This is a genomic window from Methylobacterium sp. DB0501 (assembly GCF_011043735.1).
Taxonomy (GTDB): Bacteria; Pseudomonadota; Alphaproteobacteria; order Rhizobiales; family Beijerinckiaceae; genus Methylobacterium; species Methylobacterium alsaeris.
In genome coordinates, this window is sequence record NZ_JAAKGV010000001.1 from 441,626 (window position 1) to 462,250 (window position 20,625).

Sequence of the window (20,625 nt, forward strand, 5' to 3'; positions counted from 1 at the left end):
CCGCCCGCTCGCCGCACCGTGAGACTCCCATCTGTCAGGATGTGCACATCTCGTGTACGGGCGCGGCCGGGACGAGTACCGTCCGTCCCAATCGCTTCAGCGAACGTCCCAATTTCAGGCGTCGAGCGTCAGGACCCACTCGTAGAAGTCGTCCCAGCCGCCGCCCGGCAGGTCCGTCGGCGCGCGCCGCACGGCGGAGGCGCCGTCGGGCCGCGCCCCGGCCTTCACGTCGGCGGGGCTCAGGCCGAACTCGGCGCGGAAGGCCGTGGTGAAGCCGGCCGGGCTGCCGTAGCCGTAGCGGTAGGCGATCTCGGAGATCCGCGCGGCGCGGTCCCCGCCCTCGACGAGGTCGCGGCAGGCGCGGGCGAGCCGGCGGCGGCGGATATACTCGGCGACGCCGCCGAGCGGCGCGAAGAGGCGGTAGAGCCCGCTGCGCGAGACGCCGAAGCGGCGGCAGATCTGCTCGACGCTCAGATCCGCGGAGGCGATCTCGGCGTCGATGTGGCTGCGGATCGCCAGGAAGACCGGGGCGCGCTGCAGCGGACGCTCGGCGGCGCTCTCCACCCCGAGGCCCGCCGCCCCGGATATCAGGATCGCCGTCGCCTGCCCGGCGGCCCGCGCCTCGGCCGGGGTGAAATGCGGGACATGGGCGGCGAGCGAGCGCAGGTGGTTGTTGACCAGCATTCCGTACGGAGTCGCCCCGCGCAGGACCGTCCCGTGCGCCGCGCCGAGGCGGGTGCCGGCCTCCGGGAACAGGGCGCGCGGGATGATGACCGTCATCGCGCGATAGCCGCTCGAGCGCAGGGAGAGCGGCTGCGCGAGATCGAGCAGGGAGATGTCGCCGGGGGCCATCGGCACCTCGCGTCCGGCGATCTCGACCGTGGCGTGGCCCTCCAGACGGATCTGCGCCGCGACGTGGTCGACCCCCATGCGGGCGACGAGGCTGCGCGAGCGCTCGTTGCGCAGCTCCGAGGCCGCGGTGAGGCCGATGATCGCGTTGCCCAGGTGGTAGACGTCCGACCGGCCGCGGAATTCCGAGGAATCTTCCTTGCGGATCTCGACGTCCCAGAACGGTGCCACCGCCTCGCGCCAGGCCGAGATCTTGCGCGGGCCGAAGGTCGAGCCCTCCAGGCGCAGGTTGGGGCCGCGGACGGTCATGGCGGGCTCGAAGCGGGTGGACAGCCACCCTGCGGTCGCACAGGCTCGCACAAAGGTCGAGCTTGTGCAAATCAAACCGCCGCCCGACCCGCGTGTCCCTCAGCGCGGAGAGCGCCGCGGCGGCAGGGCGCCGACCCGCGGGGCCGGCGCCCCGGCCGTCTTCTCGCCGATCCAGACCACGTGGCGCCCGCCGCTCCCGGCCGAGCGGACCTTGTGCTCCTCGACCGTGAAGCCGCCGCGCTGGAGCCGGGACTTGAACTTGCGGTCGGGGCTCTCCGACCATACGCCGAGCAGCCCGCCCGGCCGCAGCGCCCGATGGGCGCGGCCCAGGCCCGCGACGTCGTAGAGCCGGTCGTTGGTCTGCTGCACCAGCCCCTCGGGGCCGTTGTCGACATCGAGCAGGATGGCGTCATAGGCGCCCGGCGACGCCGCGATGAGGTGGTGGACGTCGGTCTCGTGCAGGGCGACCCGGGAATCGTCGAGGCTGCCGGCGAAGAGGTGCGCCAGCGGCCCGCGGGCCCAGGCGGCCACCGCCGGCACCAGCTCGGCGACCACCACCTCGGCGTCCGGCCCGAGCTCGGCGAGCGCCGCCCGCAGGGTGAAGCCCATGCCGAGCCCGCCGATCAGCATCCGGGGCCGCGGCCGGTCGCGCAGGCGGGCGCAGGCCAGGGTGGCGAGGGCCCGCTCCGAGCCGCTGCGGCGGCTGTTCATCAGCTCGATCGAGTCGACCACGATCGCGAACTCGTCGCCGCGCTGCATCAGGCGCAGGGACGCGGTCTCGCCGGGGATGGCGCTGGTGTCGAGGTGAACCCAGGGGATCAAGGACCGAACTCCATCGGGCAGGTACTCATCGGGCACGCCGTCGTCGGGGAGGATCGTGGGGACCCGCCGCGGCAGCGGCCGGTCGCGGCGACCTCGAGACGGGCGAACACGCGGGGACTCCGGGATCGTCGGCGTCGCTCCCGTCGCGGACCGGATGCCGGCGTCGCGCCGGCTATCGCACGGGCCGGCCCGCCCCGTCGAGCGGGCGGATCCCGGCCCGCCGCCGCGCCGCGGCGAAGGTCTGTCCTCGGCGTGAGTTCCGTGCCATAAATCCGCGGATGAGCGAAAATGAATTTTATCCGTTCTCCATCGAGGTGGCCCCGCTGAACAGCCCGAAAGGAAAATTCGGCTGGGCGATCCGCAAGCACGGCAAGCTGCTGGAGCGGTCGGACCGGCCGCATGACAGCGAGGAGCGCGCCTATGCCAGCGCGACCCAGGCCGTGGAGCGTGCCTTCCGCCCGGCCGATCCGCGCCGCCGCTGATCGTGTCCCCGACCCCTCGTCCGGCCGCACGCGGACCGGACGAGGCCGCCGGCCCGCGCATCCCGCCGGATGTCGCGACGGATTTCCCGTCGTCGCGCCGAGATTCCGCCAATTCTTATCGTCTCTGAACGAGACGCCGCCTTGCCAGGGCGACGAAAACCGCCGATAATCGATCGGTCGATATGTGGCTGGCTTTTTTGGATCTTGTAGCCCGATACGGTGGGCGCCGGCTCTGACACTTCCTCCCAGCATGATCGCCAGGTCGGTCCGGCGACGGGTGGCGCGCCTTTTCGGCCCGCTCCGCGGTCCGGCCCGTCGGAGGACACGCCATGGCCAAGATGTTCATCACCGGTTCGGCCCGCAGCCCGTCGACCGAGGAGTTCAAGGCGCGCATCGCCCGGCTGGCCGAGATGCCGACCCACACGGCCTCCCCGGCGAATAGCCGCAAGAACCGGCCTGCGAAGCCCGCTTTCTCGCAATCGCCGCTGAAGCGCGCTCCGGAGGGCGTGGCGGAGGATTCCCCGGAAGCCGCATCGGAAAACACGCCCGAGTCCGAGGCGGACGAGGAGAGCTGAGGACGGCGCCGCACTCCCGGTCGCCGACGACTCCGGCATGCTAGATCCTGTCCGCCGGCGCGCCGTGCGCCGGCGCCCCGCGGCAGGAGACATCCGCTGAGCGTCGTGACCACCGGCGCCGGCGTGCAGATCTTCTACAAGGCGGATCTTCTATCAGGAAGCGGGGCTGCGAGACGCGCCGATCCTCGTGTTCCACCATGGCCGGCCGCTCTCGTCGGACGATGGGGACGCCCAGATGGTGTTCTTCGTGCAGAACGGCGACCGGGTCGTCGCCCATGACCGGCGCGGCTACGGCCGCTCGCCGCAGGTATCGGACGGCCACACCATGGACCACGACGCCGCCGACGCGGCCGCCGTGGTGCACCAGCTCGGTCTGACGAACGTCATCCCTGTCGGGCCACCGCCCGATCGCTTTGCTCGTGAGGCACCCTCCCCCGCAGAGGGGGGAGGGGTCTGGCGCGGTGGCCGTCGCCCCCGCACCCGCGCAACCTCCTTCGTCGCGTGCTGTGCGCCTTGCAACCGGTCAGTGCTCTAAGTATTCGATTTTGCTACATTTTCTGAGACGAACCGGTTTTCGCTTCGTCGGAAAATGCTCTAGCCCTTCCAGTTCTTCAAGGCCGCGAACGGGCTGTCCGCCGCTGCGCTCTTCGGCGGAGTCAGGACCGGCTCGACCTGGGCGACGGCGTCGGCGAGCGAGAAGGCGGTGCCGCTCGGCAGCTTGCCGCCGGCGGCATCCTGGTGGCCGCCGCCGCGGAACAGGCGGGCGCCGTCGAGGGCGGTGCCGTCGATCGAGCGGAACGACAGGGTGCCGGTGCGCTGCACGTTGACGAGACGCTTGGCGCGCCCGCTCGCCATCACGAGGTCCGAGACCCGCTGGAAGGTGCCGGCGTCGAGGGCGAAGGACAGGAGCGTACCGTCCGGCAGCGCGTGGAACAGCGCGTCGGAGCGGGCGAGGGCCCGGGCCATGCGCTGGCGCGTCGTCATCGCCGGATCGTCGTCGGGCGCGTCGCGCATCAGGTCGTCGACGATCGCCCCGCGGATCGCCGGCACGGCGCGCTCCAGCTCAGCCGGGGTGGCGCCGGCGCGCAGTCGGGCGGTCGCCTCGAGCAGAAGGCGGGCGATGAAGGGATCGTGCGCCGGGTGCCCGACCGGCACCAGGGTGCCGACATTGTCCCAGAAGATCTCGTCGAGGGCGAAGCCGCCGGGGAAACGGGGATCGTCCTTGCGCCAGAGGTCGAGGGCGTCGACGCAGGCCGTGAACAGCGCCAGGTCCTCGGCCAATGTCCCGGATGACGTCTGTGCGGGATCGGGCTCGCGGGTGGCGAACAGGGCGCGGTGGGTCGCGACCATCCGGGTCGCGCTCGAGCCCTCGTCGACCATCACGGTGACCGACGGATCGCCGAGGTCGAACCGCGACAGGCGCGGGTTCTCCGCATCGGCCTTCGGCTCCAGCCCCTGGCGGCGCATCTGGTCGATCGAGGAGGTGTGGTGGTCGAGGACGATCAGCCGGTGCGGCGCCTCCGCGTCGCGCTTGCGGTTCATGGCAGCGAAGCGGCGCAGGAAGGCGATCGTCGGTTCCTCGATGCCGAGATCGGTGATGAGCACCATCTCGGCCGTCTTGGTCTTGCCTAGGCGCTTCAGCTCGTCGTCGACCACGGGACCGACATCGCCGTAGCGCGGGACGTGCACGATGCGCGCCGGCTCGGCATAGGCCGCGACGAGGGTCGCGGCGCCGTAGCCGTCGAGGTCGTGGTGGGTGATCTGGGTCAGGCGCACGTCGATGGGTCCAAGTCGGTTCGGGGTGTCGGTTCGGGGTGTCGGTTCGGGTCGGCGGTGGATCGGGGGAGCATAGCCGCTTTGCCGTCGCACCGGCAGGGCCGGAACGGAAAAAGCCGGAGCGCCGGTGCCGGGCCGGGAGACCGGTGCAGGCGCCGCGCCCGGCGGCGCCCTCGTCCGGGGACGCATGCCCGCCGCGACGGCGCCATCGTGTATCCTGCAGGGACCGCCGCCCCGGAGACCGCCCCATGCTGACCCTGCGCCAGATCGAGGTCGCCCGCGCCGTGATGGTGACGGGCACGATCGCCGGCGCGGCCCGCCTCCTCAACGTCTCGGCGCCGGGCATCAGCCGGTTGATGAAGTACACCGAGACGTCGCTGGGCTTCCGCCTGTTCGACCGGCGGGCCGGGCGGCTGGTGCCCAGCGAGCAGGCGCGTCACGTCTTCGAGCAGATCAACGCGGTCTTCGACAAGGTCGAGGACCTGCGCTTCGTGCTGGAGCGGACGCAGGGAGGGGCGGGCCAGGACCTGCTGATCGGCTCGGTGCCGTCGATCTCGCACGTGATGGTGCCGCGGGCGATCGAGCGGGTGCGGGCGGCCTATCCCCACCTGGTCATCGACATCAACATCCTCAAGCTCGAGGAGGCGATCGACTACCTGCTGCTCGGAAAGGGCGAGGTGGTGGCGATGAGCTACCGCCTCGACCACCCGGCCCTGACCTTCGAGCCGCTCGCCCGCGGCGGCCTGTTCTGCATCGTGCCGCTCGACCATCCGCTGGCCGCCCGGACCGCGATCTCGGCCGCCGAGATCGTGCGCCACCCGCTGATCGGCATCGACCCGAACGACCCCTACGGCCGGATCATGTCCGACATCTTCCGCGAGCGCGGCCTGTCCTACGGCATCACGATCCGGGCGCGGTTCGGCTCGACGGTCTGCTCGCTGGTCCGGGCGGGCCTCGGCATCGCGGTGATCGACCAGTTCACCATCGCGTACGACGCCTTCCCGGGCATCCGCGTGCTGCCGATCGAGGAGGCGCCGGTCTTCGAGACCTGGATCGCCATGAAGGCCGGGACCGCGCTCAGCATGTTCGCGGCGAGCTTCGTGCGGTTCCTGCGCGAGGAGATGGCGCGGCCGGGGCAGGTGAGGCCGCAAGGCTCCGCCGGACCGTAACATGATGTTACGATCCCCGCGCAACTTGGTACTCAGGATGCGGGCCGCGTACGGATAATGTCCGGTCCAGGGAGAGCTCGCCGCGGGCGGGCGCAAAGCGCAAGGGCCGTCGCACCATGGCTCACGGACAGGCCAGACCGATCCTGCTCGGGCTGATCGGATCGCCGATCGCTCATTCCGCCTCGCCGGCGATGCACGAGGCCGCCGCCGAGGCGGTCGGGCTCCGCGCCCATTACCAGCTCATCGACGTGCCGGGGGCCGATGCCGCGCAGCTGCGCGGCCTGCTGTCGTGCTTGCGCCCGATCGGCTTCTCGGGCGTCAACGTCACGTATCCCTACAAGGAGGCGGTCCTGCCGCTCCTCGACGACCTGTCGCCCGGCGCGAAGGCCGTCGGCGCCGTCAACACCATCGTGGTCCGCGACGGGGGCCTCACCGGACACAATACCGACACGACCGGCTTTGCCCGCGCGCTGACGCAGGCCTTCGGGCCGAACCCCGAGGGGCCGGTGGCGGTGATCGGCGCCGGCGGCGTCGGCAAGGCGGTCGCGGTGGCGCTCGCCCGCTTCCCCGGGCTCGAGATCCGGATGGTCGATGCCGACCCGGCCAAGGCCGAGGCGGTGGCGGCCGCCCTTGCCGGCCACGCGGCGTTGCGGGTGTGCCGGGACGTCGCCGAGGCGGTGGACGGCGCGAAGGGCCTAGTCAACGGCACCCCGGTCGGCATGCTGCCGGATCGCGGCACGCCGGTGCCGCCGGCCCTGCTCCACCCCGGGATGTGGGTGGCCGACGCGGTCTATTCCCCGCTCTGGACGCCGCTGCTCGCGGCCGCGGCGCAGGTCGGCGCCCGCACCATGACGGGCCGCGAACTCGCCATCCACCAGGCCCTCGACGCCTTCGCGCTGTTCACCGGCCGCGACGCGCCGGCTGGCGCGATGGAGCGGGCCTTCGACCGTGCGGTGGCGCCGCTCGCCGCCTGACTCGCGAGCCAGGCGGCACAGGCACGGGGGCACGCCCGATTTCGGCCCTGGCCGACCTTCCCCTCGCTCTTGCCCTTGCCCTTGCTTTTCGAAACCGGATATGGAATTGCGCGCAACGGGTTTTGATCGATACTTACTTTACGCTATTCGCACCGTTGCCTTAGAAGAAGAACCAAGCTGACCGAATGCCGCCCGAAGCGCGAAGGCGGCACCGACTCGACCCTACCATGGAGGAACCCCCGATGAGTGCCGCACCGGCAGGACACACCCACGACCGCCAGCAATCGAAAAAGGCCGCCGCCAGCGGCTGGATCGGCTCGGCGCTGGAATACTACGACTTCTTCATCTACGCGACGGCGGCATCGCTGATCTTCCCGCAGCTGTTCTTCCCGTCCAACAACCCGACCGTGGCGATCGTGGCCTCGCTCGCCACCTACGGCGTCGGCTATGTCAGCCGGCCGATCGGCGCCTTCGTGCTCGGCCACTGGGGCGACACCCACGGCCGCAAGCACGTGCTCGTCCTGTGCATGTTCCTGATGGGCTTCTCGACCATCGCGGTCGGTCTTCTGCCCACCTACAGCCAGGTCGGCATCCTCGCCCCGATCCTGCTCGTCATCCTGCGGCTGATCCAGGGCTTCGCCGTCGCCGGCGAGATCTCGGGCGCCAGCTCGATGACCATGGAGCACGCGCCGTTCGGCCGCCGCGGCTTCTTCGCCAGCTTCACCCTGCAGGGCGTCCAGGCCGGTCAGATCCTCGCCGCCGCGGTGTTCCTGCCGCTCGCCGCCTACATGCCGACGGAGGCCTTCAACTCCTGGGGCTGGCGCATCCCGTTCCTGCTCAGCTTCATCGTCATCATCGTCGGCTACATCATCCGCCGCGAGGTCGACGAGACCCCGGCCTTCGCCGCCGAGGAGAAGCAGGGCGAGGTCGCCCGCGCCCCGGTCGTCGAGGCCTTCGCGACCTCCTGGCCCGACATGCTGCGGGTGGTGTGCATGGCGCTGATGAACGTGATCCCGGTGGTCACCACCATCTTCGGCGCGGCCTACGCGGTCCAGGCGGCCTACGGAGTCGGCTTCCACAAGGACGTCTATCTCTGGATCCCGGTGCTCGGGAACATCCTGGCGGTCGTCGTCATCCCGTATGTCGGCAACCTGTCGGACAAGATCGGCCGCCGCCCGCCGATCATCGTCGGGGCGATCGGGTCCGGAATCCTGTCCTTCGGCTACCTCTACGCGATCAGCATCGCCAACGTGCCGCTGGCGATCGTGATGTCGCTGCTGATGTGGGGCGTGGTCTACCAGGGCTACAACGCGGTCTTCCCGAGCTTCTACCCCGAACTGTTCCCGACCCGCACCCGCGTCTCCGCGATGGCAATCTCGCAGAACGTCGGCACCGCCATCACGGCGATGCTGCCGGCCCTGTTCGCCACCGTGGCGCCTCCCGGCTCGACCAACATCCCGCTCACCATCGGCGCCATCACGCTGGCGATCACCGCGGTGGCGGCGGCCGCGGCCTGGAGCGCCCGCGAAACCTACCGGATCCCCATGAAGGAGCTCGGCCAGCCCCGCGCGGTGCCGATGCCGCAGGCCGAGTACGACCGGCTGCGCAACGAGGCGATGGCGTGAGGCGGGACCGGCCCGGGCGCGTCCCGGGCCGGCGACGGGAACGAGGTGGTGCGGGCCGGGAGCGATCGCGTCCGGCCCGTCTTCTTGTTACGACCGGCGATGACAGGGTTGTCCTGCGAATCGACGCCGGCGGGCATCAAAATCGATCCGACATGTCTAAATAGATTTCTCAAGATCGTTTGCCGATTTTGCGACAAAAATCTGTGACAAGACAATACTCTAAGTGGACGAAGTGTTGGCCTGGCAGCGCAAGTCTGCCTTAGATGCACGCGTCGTGCGATATGGGGCCTGGCGCCCGCCTTGTCGCCTGACGGGGGAGGCCGAGCGGCCGACCATGCGCCCGGATCCCCGGTTGCCCTCACGATGCTGGATTTCGCCGGCCAGATAGGGCATCGGGCGTGACATCCCCTTCGAGACACGGCGCCTCATGACCGAGACTTCCCCGATCCCGCAGGCCGCGCGCCCGAAGCTCGTCCTCGCCTCGGCCTCGCCCCGGCGCCTCGCGCTGCTGCAGCAGGCGGGGCTGGAGCCGGACGCCCTGCTGCCGGCCGACCTCGACGAGGCGCCGCTGAAATCCGAGAAGCCGCGCGATCTGGTGCGCCGGCTGGCCCGGGCCAAGCTCGACGTGGCGGTGGCGGCGGCCCGCGGCAGCGAGGAGCTGCGCCAGGGCTACGTCGTGGCGGCCGACACCGTGGTGGCGGTGGGCCGGCGCATCCTGCCGAAGGCCGAAGTGACCGACGAGGCGGCGGCCTGCCTGCGGCTGCTCTCCGGCCGCGCCCACCGGGTCTATACGGCGGTCTGCGTCGTCGGCCCGAAGGACCGGACGCGGGAGCGCCTGGTCGAGACCCGGGTGCGGTTCAAGCGCCTCTCGACCCGCGAGATCGACGGCTATCTCGCCAGCGGCGAGTGGCGCGGCAAGGCCGGCGGCTACGCGATCCAGGGGCTCGCCGGCTCGTTCGTGGTCAAGCTCGTCGGCTCCTACAGCGCGGTCGTCGGCCTGCCGCTCTACGAGACGGTCGGACTGCTCGAGGGCGAGGGTTATCCGGTCCGCGGTGCCTGGCGCGACGCGACCTGAGCACAGAAGAGTCGTTTCAGTCGCTGAGACGATGTCTCCCATCCTCGAGCCCGGGATGATGTCGTGGGTGGGATAAGATAGATTTTGCGCTTCTTCGGTTTCACATCGGAGAAGTTTCGAGAGGAGGCGCGATTGACGACGCCCGACGACGACACCCCGGCTCCGGGCTGCCCGATCTGCGGCAAGCCGGCGGCCCCGGCCTCCGCGCCGTTCTGCTCCAAGCGCTGCGCCGACGTGGACCTGCAGCGCTGGCTCAGCGGGCGCTACGCCATTCCCGGCCGGGACGAGGATACGCTCGGCCAGGATGACGGCTCGCGGGAGGAATGAGCGATACTGCCGGTGAGTTGGGAACGGCGGGGGAGCTTCCCGGTTGACGGCGGCCTGTGACCCACCGCCAGCCGGAGGCCGTTCCCCCATGTCGTCCGATTCCAAGCCTTCCGATTTCCCCGATCCGCTCACCAAGTATCCCCGCCCGCCCTTCGAGGCCCAGCCGCAGGGCTTCCCCGGCCTGACCGGCCGGATGACGCCCGAGCCCGATCACGGCGAGGCGAGCTACAAGGGCTCGGGCAAGCTGACCGGCCGGGCGGCCCTGATCACCGGGGGCGATTCCGGCATCGGCCGGGCGGTCGCCATCGCCTATGCCCGCGAGGGCGCCGACGTCGCGATCTCCTACCTGCCCTCCGAGCAGGGGGACGCCGAAGCCGTCGCCCACTGGGTCGAGAAGGCCGGGCGCCGCGCCCTGCTGCTGCCGGGCGACCTCAAGGACCGCGCTTACGGCCGCGAGATCGTCGCCCGCACCGTCGAGGCCTTCGGCCGGCTCGACGTGGTGGTCAATAACGGCGCCTTCCAGCAGCCGAACCAGGCCCTCGACGCGATCGACGACCAGGTCTTCGAGGACCACTTCCGCACCAACGTGTTCGGTTCGTTCTACGTGACGAAGGCGGCGATGGCGCATCTGAAGCCCGGCGCTTCGGTGATCTTCACGTCGTCGGTGAATTCCAAGCACCCGATGCCCTCCCTGCTCGCATACAGCGCCACGAAGGGCGCCTTGAGCAACCTGGTGCTGAGCCTCGCGCAGTTGCTCGCCGAGAAGGGGATCCGGGTGAACGGCGTGCTGCCGGGCCCGATCTGGACGCCGTTCATCCCGTCCGGGATGGAGGAGGACTCGGTGAAATCGTTCGGCAGCCAGGTCCCGTTCGGCCGCCCGGGCCAGCCGGCGGAACTCGCCTCGGCCTACGTGATGCTGGCCTCCGACGAGAGCAGCTACACGTCGGGGGCGCTGGTGACGGTGGCGGGAGCGATGCCGGTGCTGTGACGCACGGGATCGTTTGCGCAGTCGAAGCAAGCACACGACTGCCGCCGCGCAAGGTCGTCCCGGGCTCCGCTTTCGCGGACCCGGGACCACGCGGAGGGTGTCAGGTCCGTCGAGGACCCGGTGGAGCGTTCACCGCGCGCAGGCCGGCGTGCCGTAGCCCGCATAGACCACCCGCACCGCCCGGCAGGCCGGTGCCGGCGCCTCGGCGGCGACCGTCTTCTCGGCGACGGCGGCCGGCTCGCTCTTCGGGGCGTCCGCGCCGGCCCGCACCACCAGCGGGGTCGCGACCAGGGACAGGAGCGCGGCGGCGGCCACCAGGGTCAGGCGCTGGGTCACGGACGGTCTCCCTCAATGCTTGAGTGACGAAGTCTTGCGCCGCATCCCGCGGCGCCATCGTCTGATCTGTACTGTCAACGAGCTTGACCGTTCTCCGGTTCCGGCGCCCGCGCCGGATCGTGCGGCGGCGCACGCGTGCTTGACTCGGGGGCTGCCGGTTCTAAGGCTCCCGCCACGAGAAGCGCCCGAGCCGAACCCGCGAGACCATGACCCCCACCGACGCCGACCTCCAGCCGACCCGCTCGTTCCAGGGGCTGATCCTGACGCTCCAGCGGTTCTGGGCCGCGCAAGGCTGCGTGATCCTGCAGCCCTACGACATGGAGGTCGGGGCGGGCACGTTCCATCCGGCCACCACCCTGCGGGCGCTCGGCCCCAAGCCCTGGAAGGCGGCCTATGTCCAGCCCTCGCGCCGGCCGAAGGACGGGCGCTACGGCGAGAACCCGAACCGGCTGCAGCACTATTACCAGTTCCAGGTGATCCTGAAGCCGAACCCGCCGAACCTCCAGGACCTCTACCTCGACTCGCTGCGGGCGATCGGCGTCGATCTCGGCCTGCACGACATCCGCTTCGTCGAGGACGACTGGGAGAGCCCGACGCTGGGCGCCTGGGGCCTTGGCTGGGAATGCTGGTGCGACGGGATGGAGGTGAGCCAGTTCACCTACTTCCAGCAGGTCGCCGGCTTCGAATGCGCCCCGGTCGCCGGCGAGCTGACCTACGGCCTCGAGCGCCTGGCGATGTACGTCCAGGGCGTCGAGAACGTCTACGACCTCAACTTCAACGGCCGCGAGGGTGACGAGAAGGTCACCTACGGCGACGTGTTCCTGCAGGCCGAGCAGGAATATTCGCGCCACAACTTCGAGGCCGCCGACACGGAGATGCTGTTCCGGCAGTTCCGCGACGCCGAGGCCGCCTGCCGCGCCTACCTGAAGGCCGGGGAGCCGGGGCCGAATGGCAACGATCCCCGCCACCGCATGGCGCAGCCGGCCTACGACCAGTGCATCAAGGCCAGCCACGTCTTCAACCTGCTCGATGCGCGCGGGGTGATCTCGGTCACCGAGCGCCAGAGCTACATCCTGCGGGTGCGCGAGCTCGCCAAGGCCTGCGGCGAGGCGTGGCGGCGCACCGATGCGGGCGGCCTCGCGGGGGCGGCGCTCGCGGGTGAGGTGCCTGCCGCCTGACATCCGCGCCGCCCGGCGCTACACCGCCCGACATACCCTCTCCTCGCCCCCTTCTCGATTCCGGGCTCTCCCGACGGAGAGCCTTGAGGCCGCCCGATGCCCGACCTGCTGCTCGAACTCTTCTCCGAGGAAATCCCCGCCCGCATGCAGCGGCGCGCGGCCGAGGACCTGCGCAAGCTCGTCACCGACGCGCTGGTCGAGCGCGGCTTCCTGTACGAGGGCGCCAAGGCCTTCGCGACGCCCCGCCGTCTCGCCCTCCATGTCGCCGGCCTGCCGGCCCGCGGCCAGGACGTGCGCGAGGAGCGCAAAGGGCCCCGCGTCGGCGCCCCCGCGGGCGCGGTGCAGGGCTTCCTGAAGAGCGCCGGCCTCGCCAGCCTCGATCAGGCGACGGTCGTCTCCGACCCGAAGAAGGGCGAGTTCTACGTCGCGGTGATCGAGCGGCCCGGCCGCGAGACGATCGAGGTTCTGGCCGAGATCCTGCCGGCGATCGTCAAGAGCTTCCCCTGGCCGAAATCGATGCGCTGGGGTGCCGCCTCGCGCGAGCCCGGCTCGCTCCGCTGGGTGCGGCCGCTGCATTCGATCGTCGCGAGCTTCGGCCCCGAGACCGAGACGCCCGAGGTGGTGCCCTTCGCCATCGACGGGGTCGAGGTGGGGTTCACCACGCGGGGGCACCGCTTCCTGGCGCCGCAGGCGATCGAGGTGCGCCGCTTCGCCGATTACCTTCCGGCCCTGGAGCGGGCCTTCGTGGTGCTCGACGCGGACCGGCGCAAGGACATCATCCTGCACGACGCCCGCGACCTCGCCTTCGCCCGCGGTCTCGACCTCGTCGAGGACGAGGGCCTGCTGGAGGAGGTGGCGGGCCTCGTCGAGTGGCCGGTGACCCTGATGGGCGCCTTCGACGAGCGCTTCCTCGCGATTCCGCCGGAGGTGATCCGCGCCACGATCCGGGCGAACCAGAAGTGCTTCGTGCTGCGCGGGGCGCCCGGTCCCGACGGGCGCGAGCGCCTGGCCAACGCCTTCATCCTGGTCTCGAACCTAGTGGCTTCCGACGGCGGCGCGGCGATCGTCGCCGGCAACGAGCGGGTGGTGCGGGCGCGCCTCTCCGACGCGGCGTTCTTCTGGGAGACCGACCGCAAGGTGCGGCTGGACGACCGGCTGCCGAAGCTCGACACCATCGTCTTCCACGAGAAGCTCGGCACGCAAGGCGCGCGGGTGGAGCGGATCGTTGCGCTTGCCCGCGCCCTCGCGCCGGTGGTCCGGGCCGACGCGGCATTGGCCGAGCGCGCCGCCCGCCTCGCCAAGGCCGACCTCGTCACCGAGATGGTCGGCGAGTTCCCCGAGCTTCAGGGCCTGATGGGCCGCTACTACGCCGCCGAGCAGGGCGAGGACCCGGCCGTCGCCGCGGCGATCGAGGAGCATTACAAGCCGCTCGGGCCCGGCGACCGGGTGCCGTCCGAGCCGGTCTCGGTGGCGGTGGCGCTCGCCGACAAGCTCGATACGCTCGTCGGCTTCTGGGCGATCGACGAGAAGCCGACGGGGAGCAAGGATCCGTACGCCCTGCGGCGGGCGGCGCTCGGGGTGATCCGGCTCATCCTGGCGAGCGAGGCGCGCCTGCCCTTGCGGGCGCAGATCGCCGCCGCGGCCTCCGGGCACGGCCAGACCTCGGACGCCTTCGCGGACGACCTCCTCGCCTTTTTCGCCGACCGGCTGAAGGTCTACCTGCGCGACCAGGGCGCCCGCCACGACCTGATCGACGCCGTCTTCGCGCTTCCCGGGCAGGACGACCTCCTGATGGTGGTGCGCCGCGTCGAGGCGCTGGGGCGCTTCCTCGACACCGAGGACGGCAGGAACCTGCTCGCCGGCTCTCGCCGCGCCGCCAACATCCTGCGGATCGAGGAGAAGAAGGACGGCCGCGCCTACGATGCCGCGCCGGACCGGGCGCTGATGAGCCTGCCCGAGGAATCGGCGCTCGCCGAGGCGCTGGACCGCGCCGGCGCCGAGGCGGCCCGGGCCGTGGCGGTGGAGGATTTCGAGGGCGCGATGCGGGCGCTCTCGACCCTGCGCGCCCCGGTCGACGCCTTCTTCGACAAGGTGACGGTGAATGCCGACGATGCGCGCTTACGGGCCAATCGTCTCGCCCTGCTCAACGGCTTGCGGGCGGCGACCCGGGAAGTGGCGGAGTTCTCCCGCATCGGTGGCGAGGGCCGGTGAGTTCAGAAACTAACATAGGTTGCGTTGCACGGGAGCCTCAGTACTGAGCCAGGGAACGATTTAACGACTTTTTCATTGTTGGTCGCCGGCAAGAATCGGTACAACCTGAGCCGGTTCGATTCTCATCAACAGGACGCGTTCGGCGCCGGGTCCCGGCGAAGGGGGATGGGCTGTGCCGCCACCCACCGCGAGGTGGGGGCGCTCAGGGCTCGCCGCCCCTCGCAGGGCTCGGGGTCGGACCGGGGATCCAGGCAGGAGACAGGCACGATGGCGCTCGGCGGTAAGGCCCGACCCACGGAGCAGGCAGATCCCCGGACGCCGGAGGCATCCGCACCGAGCGGTGCGCAGCGGGACGAGTCGGTGCGCCTGCAGGTGCGCGCCCATGTCCAGCAGGTCCTGCGGAAGGTCCGGCAGCAGCAGGCCGCATCCCGCCCCTCAACCGAGAAGGATTGAGCGCACCAGCCGGCCGGTCCCGTCGCGGATCTCGAGCTGCCAGCCCGGTCCCAGGACCGGGAGGTCGCCTGTCGCCCGCATCTCGACGATGACCGCTCGCGCCTCGGCCTCAGCCTGGTCCGGCGTGTCCGCCTCGACGCCCGTCGGGTCCTCGATCGCCTGTGCGGGACCGACCAGGTTGAAGAAATAGCGCTGCGTCATGAGGCTGACCACGATCGGGGAACGGGACGGGCATCGACGACCGGCCCGGTCGGGGGCTGTGGAATTGCTTGAGGTTACCAGCCGAGTTCCGCCCTGGCATGTCAGGGAAAAGGCGAGTTGGTCGCAAGCATGAGCGATTCCGCGCCTGCCGCGTTCCTCCGAAGGGAGAGGGCGGCCGCCCCCCTGCTCCCGCCGCCCGGACCCGGGCGATCGGCGGAACACGGCGCGGCGGAGGCAGGCCGACGATGCATCAGGACGCACCCCGACCGAATCACGAGAAGCGGAATCGCCCGGACAAGCCCGGTGTCTCGGCCCGCGGGCTGGTGCTCACCATCCTCGGCGTGGTGATCGGCAGCGCCGGCTACTACGCCTCCTGGCGCTTCCAGACTCCGATCGGCACCCTCGGCGGCATCGCCGGCCTGGCGCTCTGCGTCATCGGCACCAGCCACGGCCACGACGGCGCGTCCCCCACCGTCTGAGGCGCCCGGCCCGGGTTCTTCCCTGCGGCAAAGCGCGTCCCGGCGCCGGATGATCCGCTCGGATGCCGGGGCGTTGGCAAGGGGTTCGGACGGCAGGAGGTCCGGACGGGACGCCGGCGATCCTGACAGGAGACGATTCGCATGAACGCCAATTCCCCCGAGCACCGCACCGGCCACGACATCGACCGGGTCGACCAGGTCAGCAGCGTCACGCTGCTCGGCTTCGCCGTCGTCGGCGCAGCCCTGACGGTCGCGATCAACGCGATCGTGTTCTGAGCGGTGACGTGGTGCCGCTCGACGGCGCGCGCCATCGAGCCTGCATCGGCACGTCCGCCCCTCCGCGTCGTCCCGGCTTCCGCTGCGCGGCCGCGGGACGACGCGGAGAGTCTCAGAGCCCGCTTGATTGCGCAGGCCGAATTCATACCCCTCTGGTCTTCCTGGGGCCGTGCAACGGAACCCGGGATCCATCACCGCACCGCACCGGGTTTCTCGGAGGCTGAGCGGCCTGGGTCAGGCGGCCACGGCCTGTTCGCCGACGCGGGCACGATCTCGCGCGTCGGCCTCGGCGGGAGGGGCGTGGCCGATCGGCGCGGGGAGGCGACGGCGGTTGTCCCACCCGACCCGTTCCAGGTTGGCGGACTCGGCCGCCTCGAAGGAGCGCCAAGGGCCGCGCCGATGGAGCACCTCCGCCTCGAACAAGCCGCTGATCGTCCCGGCCAGGGTCTCGTCGACGCTGCCGACCGACGGTTCGATGCCTGCTCCGGCCAGGCGCGCGGTATCGCGCAAGGCCCAGTATTGCGAGCTGCGGTCCGCATGATGCACCAGCCCGCTGCGCTGAATAGAATGACGCTCGTGCAGTGCCGGCTCCAGGGTATCCAGCACGAAGCCTACGTGAGCACTGCGTGAGGTCCGTCAGCCGACGATGAGCCGAGCCAACACATCATCGACGAAGGCGAATGGATGAAGCCCAGCCACGGCGCCACGGACGTGAAGTCGCTGACGTAGAGGGCGTTCGGCCATGGAGCCTTGAACCGACGATCGACGCGGTCGAGGGGCCAGCTGTGGCCGGGTCGGGGATCGCGGTGCGCACGGTCCTGCCGCGCACCACCGCCGCCAAGCCCATCTTGCGCATCGGCCGCGCCACCACACAGCGAGCGGCCACGATCCCCCCGGGCCAGTTGGCGCCAGACCTTCCGCACGCCGTAGGAACAGAAGTTGGCCTCGATCACGCGCTGGATCTGGATTGGCATATGAGTTTTTATGTCATGATCGAGATGAAATAAATATTTCGCCGCATTATTATCGCCGCCGAAGTGTTCGATATTTACAAATTGGAATAAATACGGAATAATATTAATAATATTTATTGATTTGTTCGATATTTTTTACAAAAAATCCAGACTGACAAAGCTGGAAAGTAAGTAAATTTTTGCTAACTCTAAGAAGCGGCGCTTTGATTAATATCAATATTACAAGAAATATTAGGCCGTCAAAAATTCACGAGTTGTATTCAATATCAATTCGATGCTTGTGCTCACTATCTTCAGGCAATAATGCATCTGCCGCTTCTCGAAGGCGCGTGCCCGCCACGGTGTCGGCGAACAACTTTCCGGCGTGAGTGTACGACGCCGCGCCAACTCCTCGAGGGCCTTCGAACGGCGTTCAGCCGCCCGGCGTCCAGTCGATCTTCGGCTTCTGCGACAGGATCCGCTCGAAGTAGTCGGCGACGGCTTGCGCGCCGCTCGCGTGCATCATCGCGACGGGATGGGCGAGGTAGGCCCGGGCCAAATCGATCGGGATCTCGCCGGCCTGGAGCGCGCCGAGCACCGCGTCGATGAAGGCGTCGTTGGCCTCGTCGAAGTCGGATGAGAGCTTCTTGCGATCGTTGAGCGCCTTGATCGGCATCGTGCGGGTCGTCCTCTCGAAGGTCTGCCCGACCGCTGGGGCGGGGCGCCCATTCTCAGAGGCGAGGCAGCGTGCATCATCCAACCACACCAAGGCGCAGTGCGGCGCTCACTGCTTCCGCAGCGCTTCCACGACCCCGTATCAACCGGAGCCGCAAGCAAGCTAATCATTGAGAAGAATGGCGCACCCGACACGATTCGAACGTGTGACCTTTGCCTTCGGAGGGATTATCGCTGGCTCCGCCAATAAACGCCAGGAGCCGCCGATGACCGCCTATCTCCCTGTAATCGCTAAAGAATTTGATTTCGGCTTCCGCCGGAAGTACGCTCTGTCTCGCCACAGTTTTCGCCCGCTTGCTTACGTGATGCTTACGCGAGAGAGCGCTGTCGGGTCGGAGAAAGCCCATGTCTAAGCTCACCAAAAGGGTCGTTGACGCCGCTGAAAGCCGCTCCAAAGATTACGTCATCTGGGACGACGAACTCCCCGGCTTCGGCCTCCGCGTCTTCGCGTCGGGCAAGCGCAGCTACGTCATCCAGTATCGCCTCGGCAAGCGTTCACGTCGGTTCACCATCGGTTTGCATGGCATCTGGACGCCCGAGCGCGCGCGCCAGGAAGCGAAGGTCCAACTAGGCCGCATCGCTCAGGGTGAAGATCCCGCCGAGGAGAAGCAGCTCGACAACAAGGCGATCACCGTCAAGGAGCTGTGCGACCTCTACGTCGCTGATCTCAAGGCTGGCCTCATCCTGGGTAAGGGTGGCCGGCCAAAGAAGGCGAGCACGATCCTCTCGGATACAGGACGCATCGAGCGCCACATCGTGCCCTTGCTCGGCACTCGACGGGTCAAGGACCTCGTGAAGGCCGACATCACGAAAGCCCTGAAAGACATCATGGCCGGCAAGACCCGCTGCAGCGTCAAGACGAAGAAGCTCCGCGGCCGCGCCATCGTACGCGGCGGTGCCGGAACGGCTACCCGCACGATCGGACTGTTCGGCGGCATCCTCACCTACGCGGTTGAAGCAGGCATCATCGACCTCAATCCCGTCCACGGCGTCCGGCGGCCGAAGGACAATGTGCGCGGACGGCGCTTGACCGAGGCCGAATATCGCCTGCTCGGCGACATCCTGACCAAGGCTGCTGAGAACGAGAAGTATGAGTTGTCGGTCGACATCATCCGGCAGCTCGCGCTCACCGGATGCCGTCGGACCGAGATGATCACCTTGGCTTGGAGCGAGGCTGACACCGATTCAAGCTGTCTCCGGCTGATCGACAGTAAGGAAGGAAGCTCGATCCGTCCGATCGGCTTGCCTGTCGTGGAGTATCTCGAAAACCGCCGGAAGGAGCAGACCGGCACCTACGTCTTTCCCGGCCAGGGTGATGACAATGCGTTCGGGAGCTTCCCTAACCATTGGGAGCAGATATTCGCGGACACCGCGCTCGCCGACATCACGCCACACGTCCTGCGGCACAGCTTCGCCAGTATCGCCAACGATCTCGGCTTCACCGAAGTCACGATCGCCGCGCTGGTCGGGCATGCGAAGGGATCGGTCACGAGCAACTACATCCATACGCTCGATACCGCGCTCATCATGGCCGCCGACACTATCTCGGGCTACATTCAGGGGCTTCTGGATGGGATCGAGTTCAAACAGACGGCCTACGCCCTGGACCGCGACTCCCGGAAAGCCGCCCTCGCGCGGTTCCTGCAGAAGGCCGCCGCTACCGAACAGGACACGGCCGAGGACTCGGAGCAGTTGCTTGCAGCTTGATCGCGCGATGGGGGTTTCAGTTATTGCAGTTAAGCCCCGCAACCCTTATATTGGCTGGTCAGGAGACACGATCATGGCCAGCCAAGTGGTGCAGTTCGCCGGTTTGTCCGACCGCGACCGCAAGACCGTGACGCCTCTGCCATCCTTGGCAGAGGGCGATCACGTGGAGGTGCATGTGCGGCGTCGCGATGGACGGGAGCAGACCCTGTCCCTTCCGCCGGCCGCCATCAGCGCCGTCGAGACGCTGCTGTCTCGCCTGCTGAACGGCGAGAGGGTCGCCGTGCTCACGGAAGATCAAGAGCTGAGCCCGACCGACGCATCGGTGATCCTAGGCATCTCGCGTCCGCTCGTCGTCCATCGGATGGACATCGGCGATCTGCCGTTCCGCTATGTCGGAAAGCACCGCCGGGCATCGCTGAAGGACGTGCTGGCCTTGAAGGAGATGCTGGACGCTCGCCGGAAGGCGATGGACGCCTTGGCCGAAGACACAGAGGATCTTGTCGTCAACCATGGCCTCTAGACCGCCCATCGCGGTCTACGACGCCTGCGTCCTTTATCCCTTCCATCTGCGCAATGTCCTGATCCAGTGCGCCTTCGATGGCTTAGTCGCCGCGCGCTGGACCGACGACATTCACGCGGAATGGATACGCAATCTGGCCGCCAATTCCCCCAGCACGCCGGTTACGCGCTTCGAGACCACCCGCGACATGATGAAAGCCGTCCTGCCTGACGCCAATGTCGCCAACCATCGGAGCCTGATTCCGAGCCTTTCCTTGCCCGATCCGGATGACCGGCATGTGCTTGCGGCCGCGATCGCTGGCGGTGCCGAGACGATCGTCACTTGGAACCTGAAGGATTTCCCCGCTTCGCAGATCGCCCCTCACGGAATCGCCGCTGTGTCGCCCGACGCCTTCCTTTCGGCCCTGCACCGAGCCTATCCGAAAGCCCTTCTCAGTAGTATCGCGAGAGCGCGCGAAAACCTCAGACGCACGACGCCATCCATTGCGGAATTCATAGACATTCTCGAACGGCAGGGGCTGGCCGAGTTCGCTCCCATCCTGCGGCGCCGCAAAGCGCACCTGGCCTGATCCCCCGCAGGGCTCGGAAGCTCCGCTTCAAGTTATC

21 protein-coding genes and 2 pseudogenes are annotated in these 20,625 nt (G+C 68.9%); 16 read left to right on the plus strand and 7 right to left on the minus strand.

Going from position 1 to position 20,625, the window contains the following annotated elements:
- Positions 1–114: 114 nt before the first annotated feature.
- Positions 115–1,158 (minus strand): helix-turn-helix domain-containing protein, encoded by a 1,044-nt coding sequence (locus G4G93_RS02025; protein WP_165080783.1) that lies wholly within the window; start codon positions 1,156–1,158, stop codon positions 115–117.
- 99 nt (positions 1,159–1,257) lie between these two features.
- Positions 1,258–1,980: a spermidine synthase gene (locus G4G93_RS02030; protein ID WP_165080785.1), complete on the minus strand. Its 723-nt coding sequence runs from the start codon at positions 1,978–1,980 to the stop codon at positions 1,258–1,260.
- Between the two features lie 314 nt (positions 1,981–2,294).
- Here G4G93_RS02030 and G4G93_RS02035 point away from each other — a divergent pair, with 314 nt between their 5' ends.
- The 3 genes and pseudogenes from G4G93_RS02035 to G4G93_RS02045 all read left to right on the plus strand — a co-directional run.
- A complete protein-coding gene (locus G4G93_RS02035; RefSeq protein ID WP_409513816.1) occupies positions 2,295–2,462 on the plus strand; it encodes a hypothetical protein in 168 nt (55 codons plus the stop codon).
- A 329-nt stretch (positions 2,463–2,791) separates the two neighbouring features.
- Positions 2,792–3,037 carry a hypothetical protein gene (locus G4G93_RS02040; RefSeq protein WP_165080789.1) on the plus strand — a complete coding sequence of 82 codons (246 nt, stop codon included), beginning with the start codon at positions 2,792–2,794 and terminating at the stop codon, positions 3,035–3,037.
- Positions 3,038–3,182: 145 nt separating this feature from the next.
- Positions 3,183–3,434: pseudogene (locus G4G93_RS02045) on the plus strand (alpha/beta fold hydrolase); the annotation flags it as partial.
- A gap of 197 nt (positions 3,435–3,631) precedes the next feature.
- Here the strand turns inward: G4G93_RS02045 and G4G93_RS02050 are convergent.
- Entirely contained in the window at positions 3,632–4,813 is a 1,182-nt protein-coding gene (locus G4G93_RS02050; protein WP_165080791.1) for a dimethylmenaquinone methyltransferase, read from the minus strand.
- A gap of 248 nt (positions 4,814–5,061) precedes the next feature.
- On the opposite strand from G4G93_RS02050, the gene G4G93_RS02055 reads away from it, so the two are divergent.
- From G4G93_RS02055 to G4G93_RS02080, 6 genes are all read left to right on the plus strand, one after another.
- Positions 5,062–5,982, plus strand: a complete 921-nt coding sequence (locus tag G4G93_RS02055) for a LysR family transcriptional regulator (protein ID WP_165080793.1) — start codon at positions 5,062–5,064, stop codon at positions 5,980–5,982.
- Positions 5,983–6,098: 116 nt separating this feature from the next.
- On the plus strand, positions 6,099–6,956 hold the full coding sequence (locus G4G93_RS02060) for a shikimate dehydrogenase (RefSeq protein ID WP_165080795.1): 858 nt from the start codon (positions 6,099–6,101) through the stop codon (positions 6,954–6,956).
- A gap of 242 nt (positions 6,957–7,198) precedes the next feature.
- Positions 7,199–8,581 carry an MFS transporter gene (locus G4G93_RS02065; RefSeq protein ID WP_165080797.1) on the plus strand — a complete coding sequence of 461 codons (1,383 nt, stop codon included), beginning with the start codon at positions 7,199–7,201 and terminating at the stop codon, positions 8,579–8,581.
- Positions 8,582–9,008: 427 nt separating this feature from the next.
- Positions 9,009–9,656 (plus strand): Maf-like protein, encoded by a 648-nt coding sequence (locus tag G4G93_RS02070; RefSeq protein WP_165080799.1) that lies wholly within the window; start codon positions 9,009–9,011, stop codon positions 9,654–9,656.
- Positions 9,657–9,788: 132 nt separating this feature from the next.
- Positions 9,789–9,983, plus strand: coding sequence for a DNA gyrase inhibitor YacG (yacG, locus tag G4G93_RS02075; protein ID WP_165080801.1), 195 nt, complete (start codon positions 9,789–9,791; stop codon positions 9,981–9,983).
- Positions 9,984–10,071: 88 nt separating this feature from the next.
- Positions 10,072–10,971 (plus strand): SDR family oxidoreductase, encoded by a 900-nt coding sequence (locus tag G4G93_RS02080; RefSeq protein ID WP_165080803.1) that lies wholly within the window; start codon positions 10,072–10,074, stop codon positions 10,969–10,971.
- Positions 10,972–11,100: 129 nt separating this feature from the next.
- On the opposite strand, the gene G4G93_RS02085 is transcribed toward G4G93_RS02080, so the two are convergent.
- Positions 11,101–11,307: a hypothetical protein gene (locus G4G93_RS02085; protein WP_165080805.1), complete on the minus strand. Its 207-nt coding sequence runs from the start codon at positions 11,305–11,307 to the stop codon at positions 11,101–11,103.
- Positions 11,308–11,513: 206 nt separating this feature from the next.
- Between G4G93_RS02085 and G4G93_RS02090 the strand changes: the two genes are divergently transcribed.
- Positions 11,514–12,485, plus strand: a complete 972-nt coding sequence (locus G4G93_RS02090) for a glycine--tRNA ligase subunit alpha (protein WP_165080807.1) — start codon at positions 11,514–11,516, stop codon at positions 12,483–12,485.
- A 96-nt stretch (positions 12,486–12,581) separates the two neighbouring features.
- Positions 12,582–14,696, plus strand: coding sequence for a glycine--tRNA ligase subunit beta (gene glyS / locus G4G93_RS02095; RefSeq protein WP_165080809.1), 2,115 nt, complete (start codon positions 12,582–12,584; stop codon positions 14,694–14,696).
- A 435-nt stretch (positions 14,697–15,131) separates the two neighbouring features.
- Here glyS and G4G93_RS02100 read toward each other — a convergent pair whose 3' ends face one another.
- Positions 15,132–15,350 carry a DUF6894 family protein gene (locus tag G4G93_RS02100; protein ID WP_165080811.1) on the minus strand — a complete coding sequence of 73 codons (219 nt, stop codon included), beginning with the start codon at positions 15,348–15,350 and terminating at the stop codon, positions 15,132–15,134.
- A 245-nt stretch (positions 15,351–15,595) separates the two neighbouring features.
- Between G4G93_RS02100 and G4G93_RS02105 the strand changes: the two genes are divergently transcribed.
- Positions 15,596–15,829, plus strand: coding sequence for a hypothetical protein (locus tag G4G93_RS02105; RefSeq protein ID WP_165080813.1), 234 nt, complete (start codon positions 15,596–15,598; stop codon positions 15,827–15,829).
- Positions 15,830–15,970: 141 nt separating this feature from the next.
- A complete protein-coding gene (locus G4G93_RS36365) occupies positions 15,971–16,105 on the plus strand; it encodes a hypothetical protein (protein ID WP_281409667.1) in 135 nt (44 codons plus the stop codon).
- A 234-nt stretch (positions 16,106–16,339) separates the two neighbouring features.
- Here the strand turns inward: G4G93_RS36365 and G4G93_RS35685 are convergent.
- Positions 16,340–17,073, minus strand: a pseudogene (locus G4G93_RS35685) (IS3 family transposase); the annotation flags it as partial.
- Between the two features lie 418 nt (positions 17,074–17,491).
- Complete coding sequence (locus tag G4G93_RS02120) at positions 17,492–17,734, minus strand: hypothetical protein (RefSeq protein WP_165080819.1); 243 nt, start codon at positions 17,732–17,734, stop codon at positions 17,492–17,494.
- A gap of 404 nt (positions 17,735–18,138) precedes the next feature.
- Between G4G93_RS02120 and G4G93_RS02125 the strand changes: the two genes are divergently transcribed.
- The 3 genes from G4G93_RS02125 (at position 18,139) to G4G93_RS02135 (ending at position 20,588) form a co-directional block, all read left to right on the plus strand.
- Positions 18,139–19,500: a tyrosine-type recombinase/integrase gene (locus tag G4G93_RS02125; protein WP_099957467.1), complete on the plus strand. Its 1,362-nt coding sequence runs from the start codon at positions 18,139–18,141 to the stop codon at positions 19,498–19,500.
- A gap of 73 nt (positions 19,501–19,573) precedes the next feature.
- Complete coding sequence (locus G4G93_RS02130; protein ID WP_099957466.1) at positions 19,574–20,020, plus strand: excisionase; 447 nt, start codon at positions 19,574–19,576, stop codon at positions 20,018–20,020.
- Entirely contained in the window at positions 20,010–20,588 is a 579-nt protein-coding gene (locus tag G4G93_RS02135) for a PIN domain-containing protein (RefSeq protein ID WP_099957465.1), read from the plus strand. Before G4G93_RS02130 ends, G4G93_RS02135 begins: the two co-directional genes overlap by 11 nt.
- Positions 20,589–20,625: the final 37 nt, after the last annotated feature.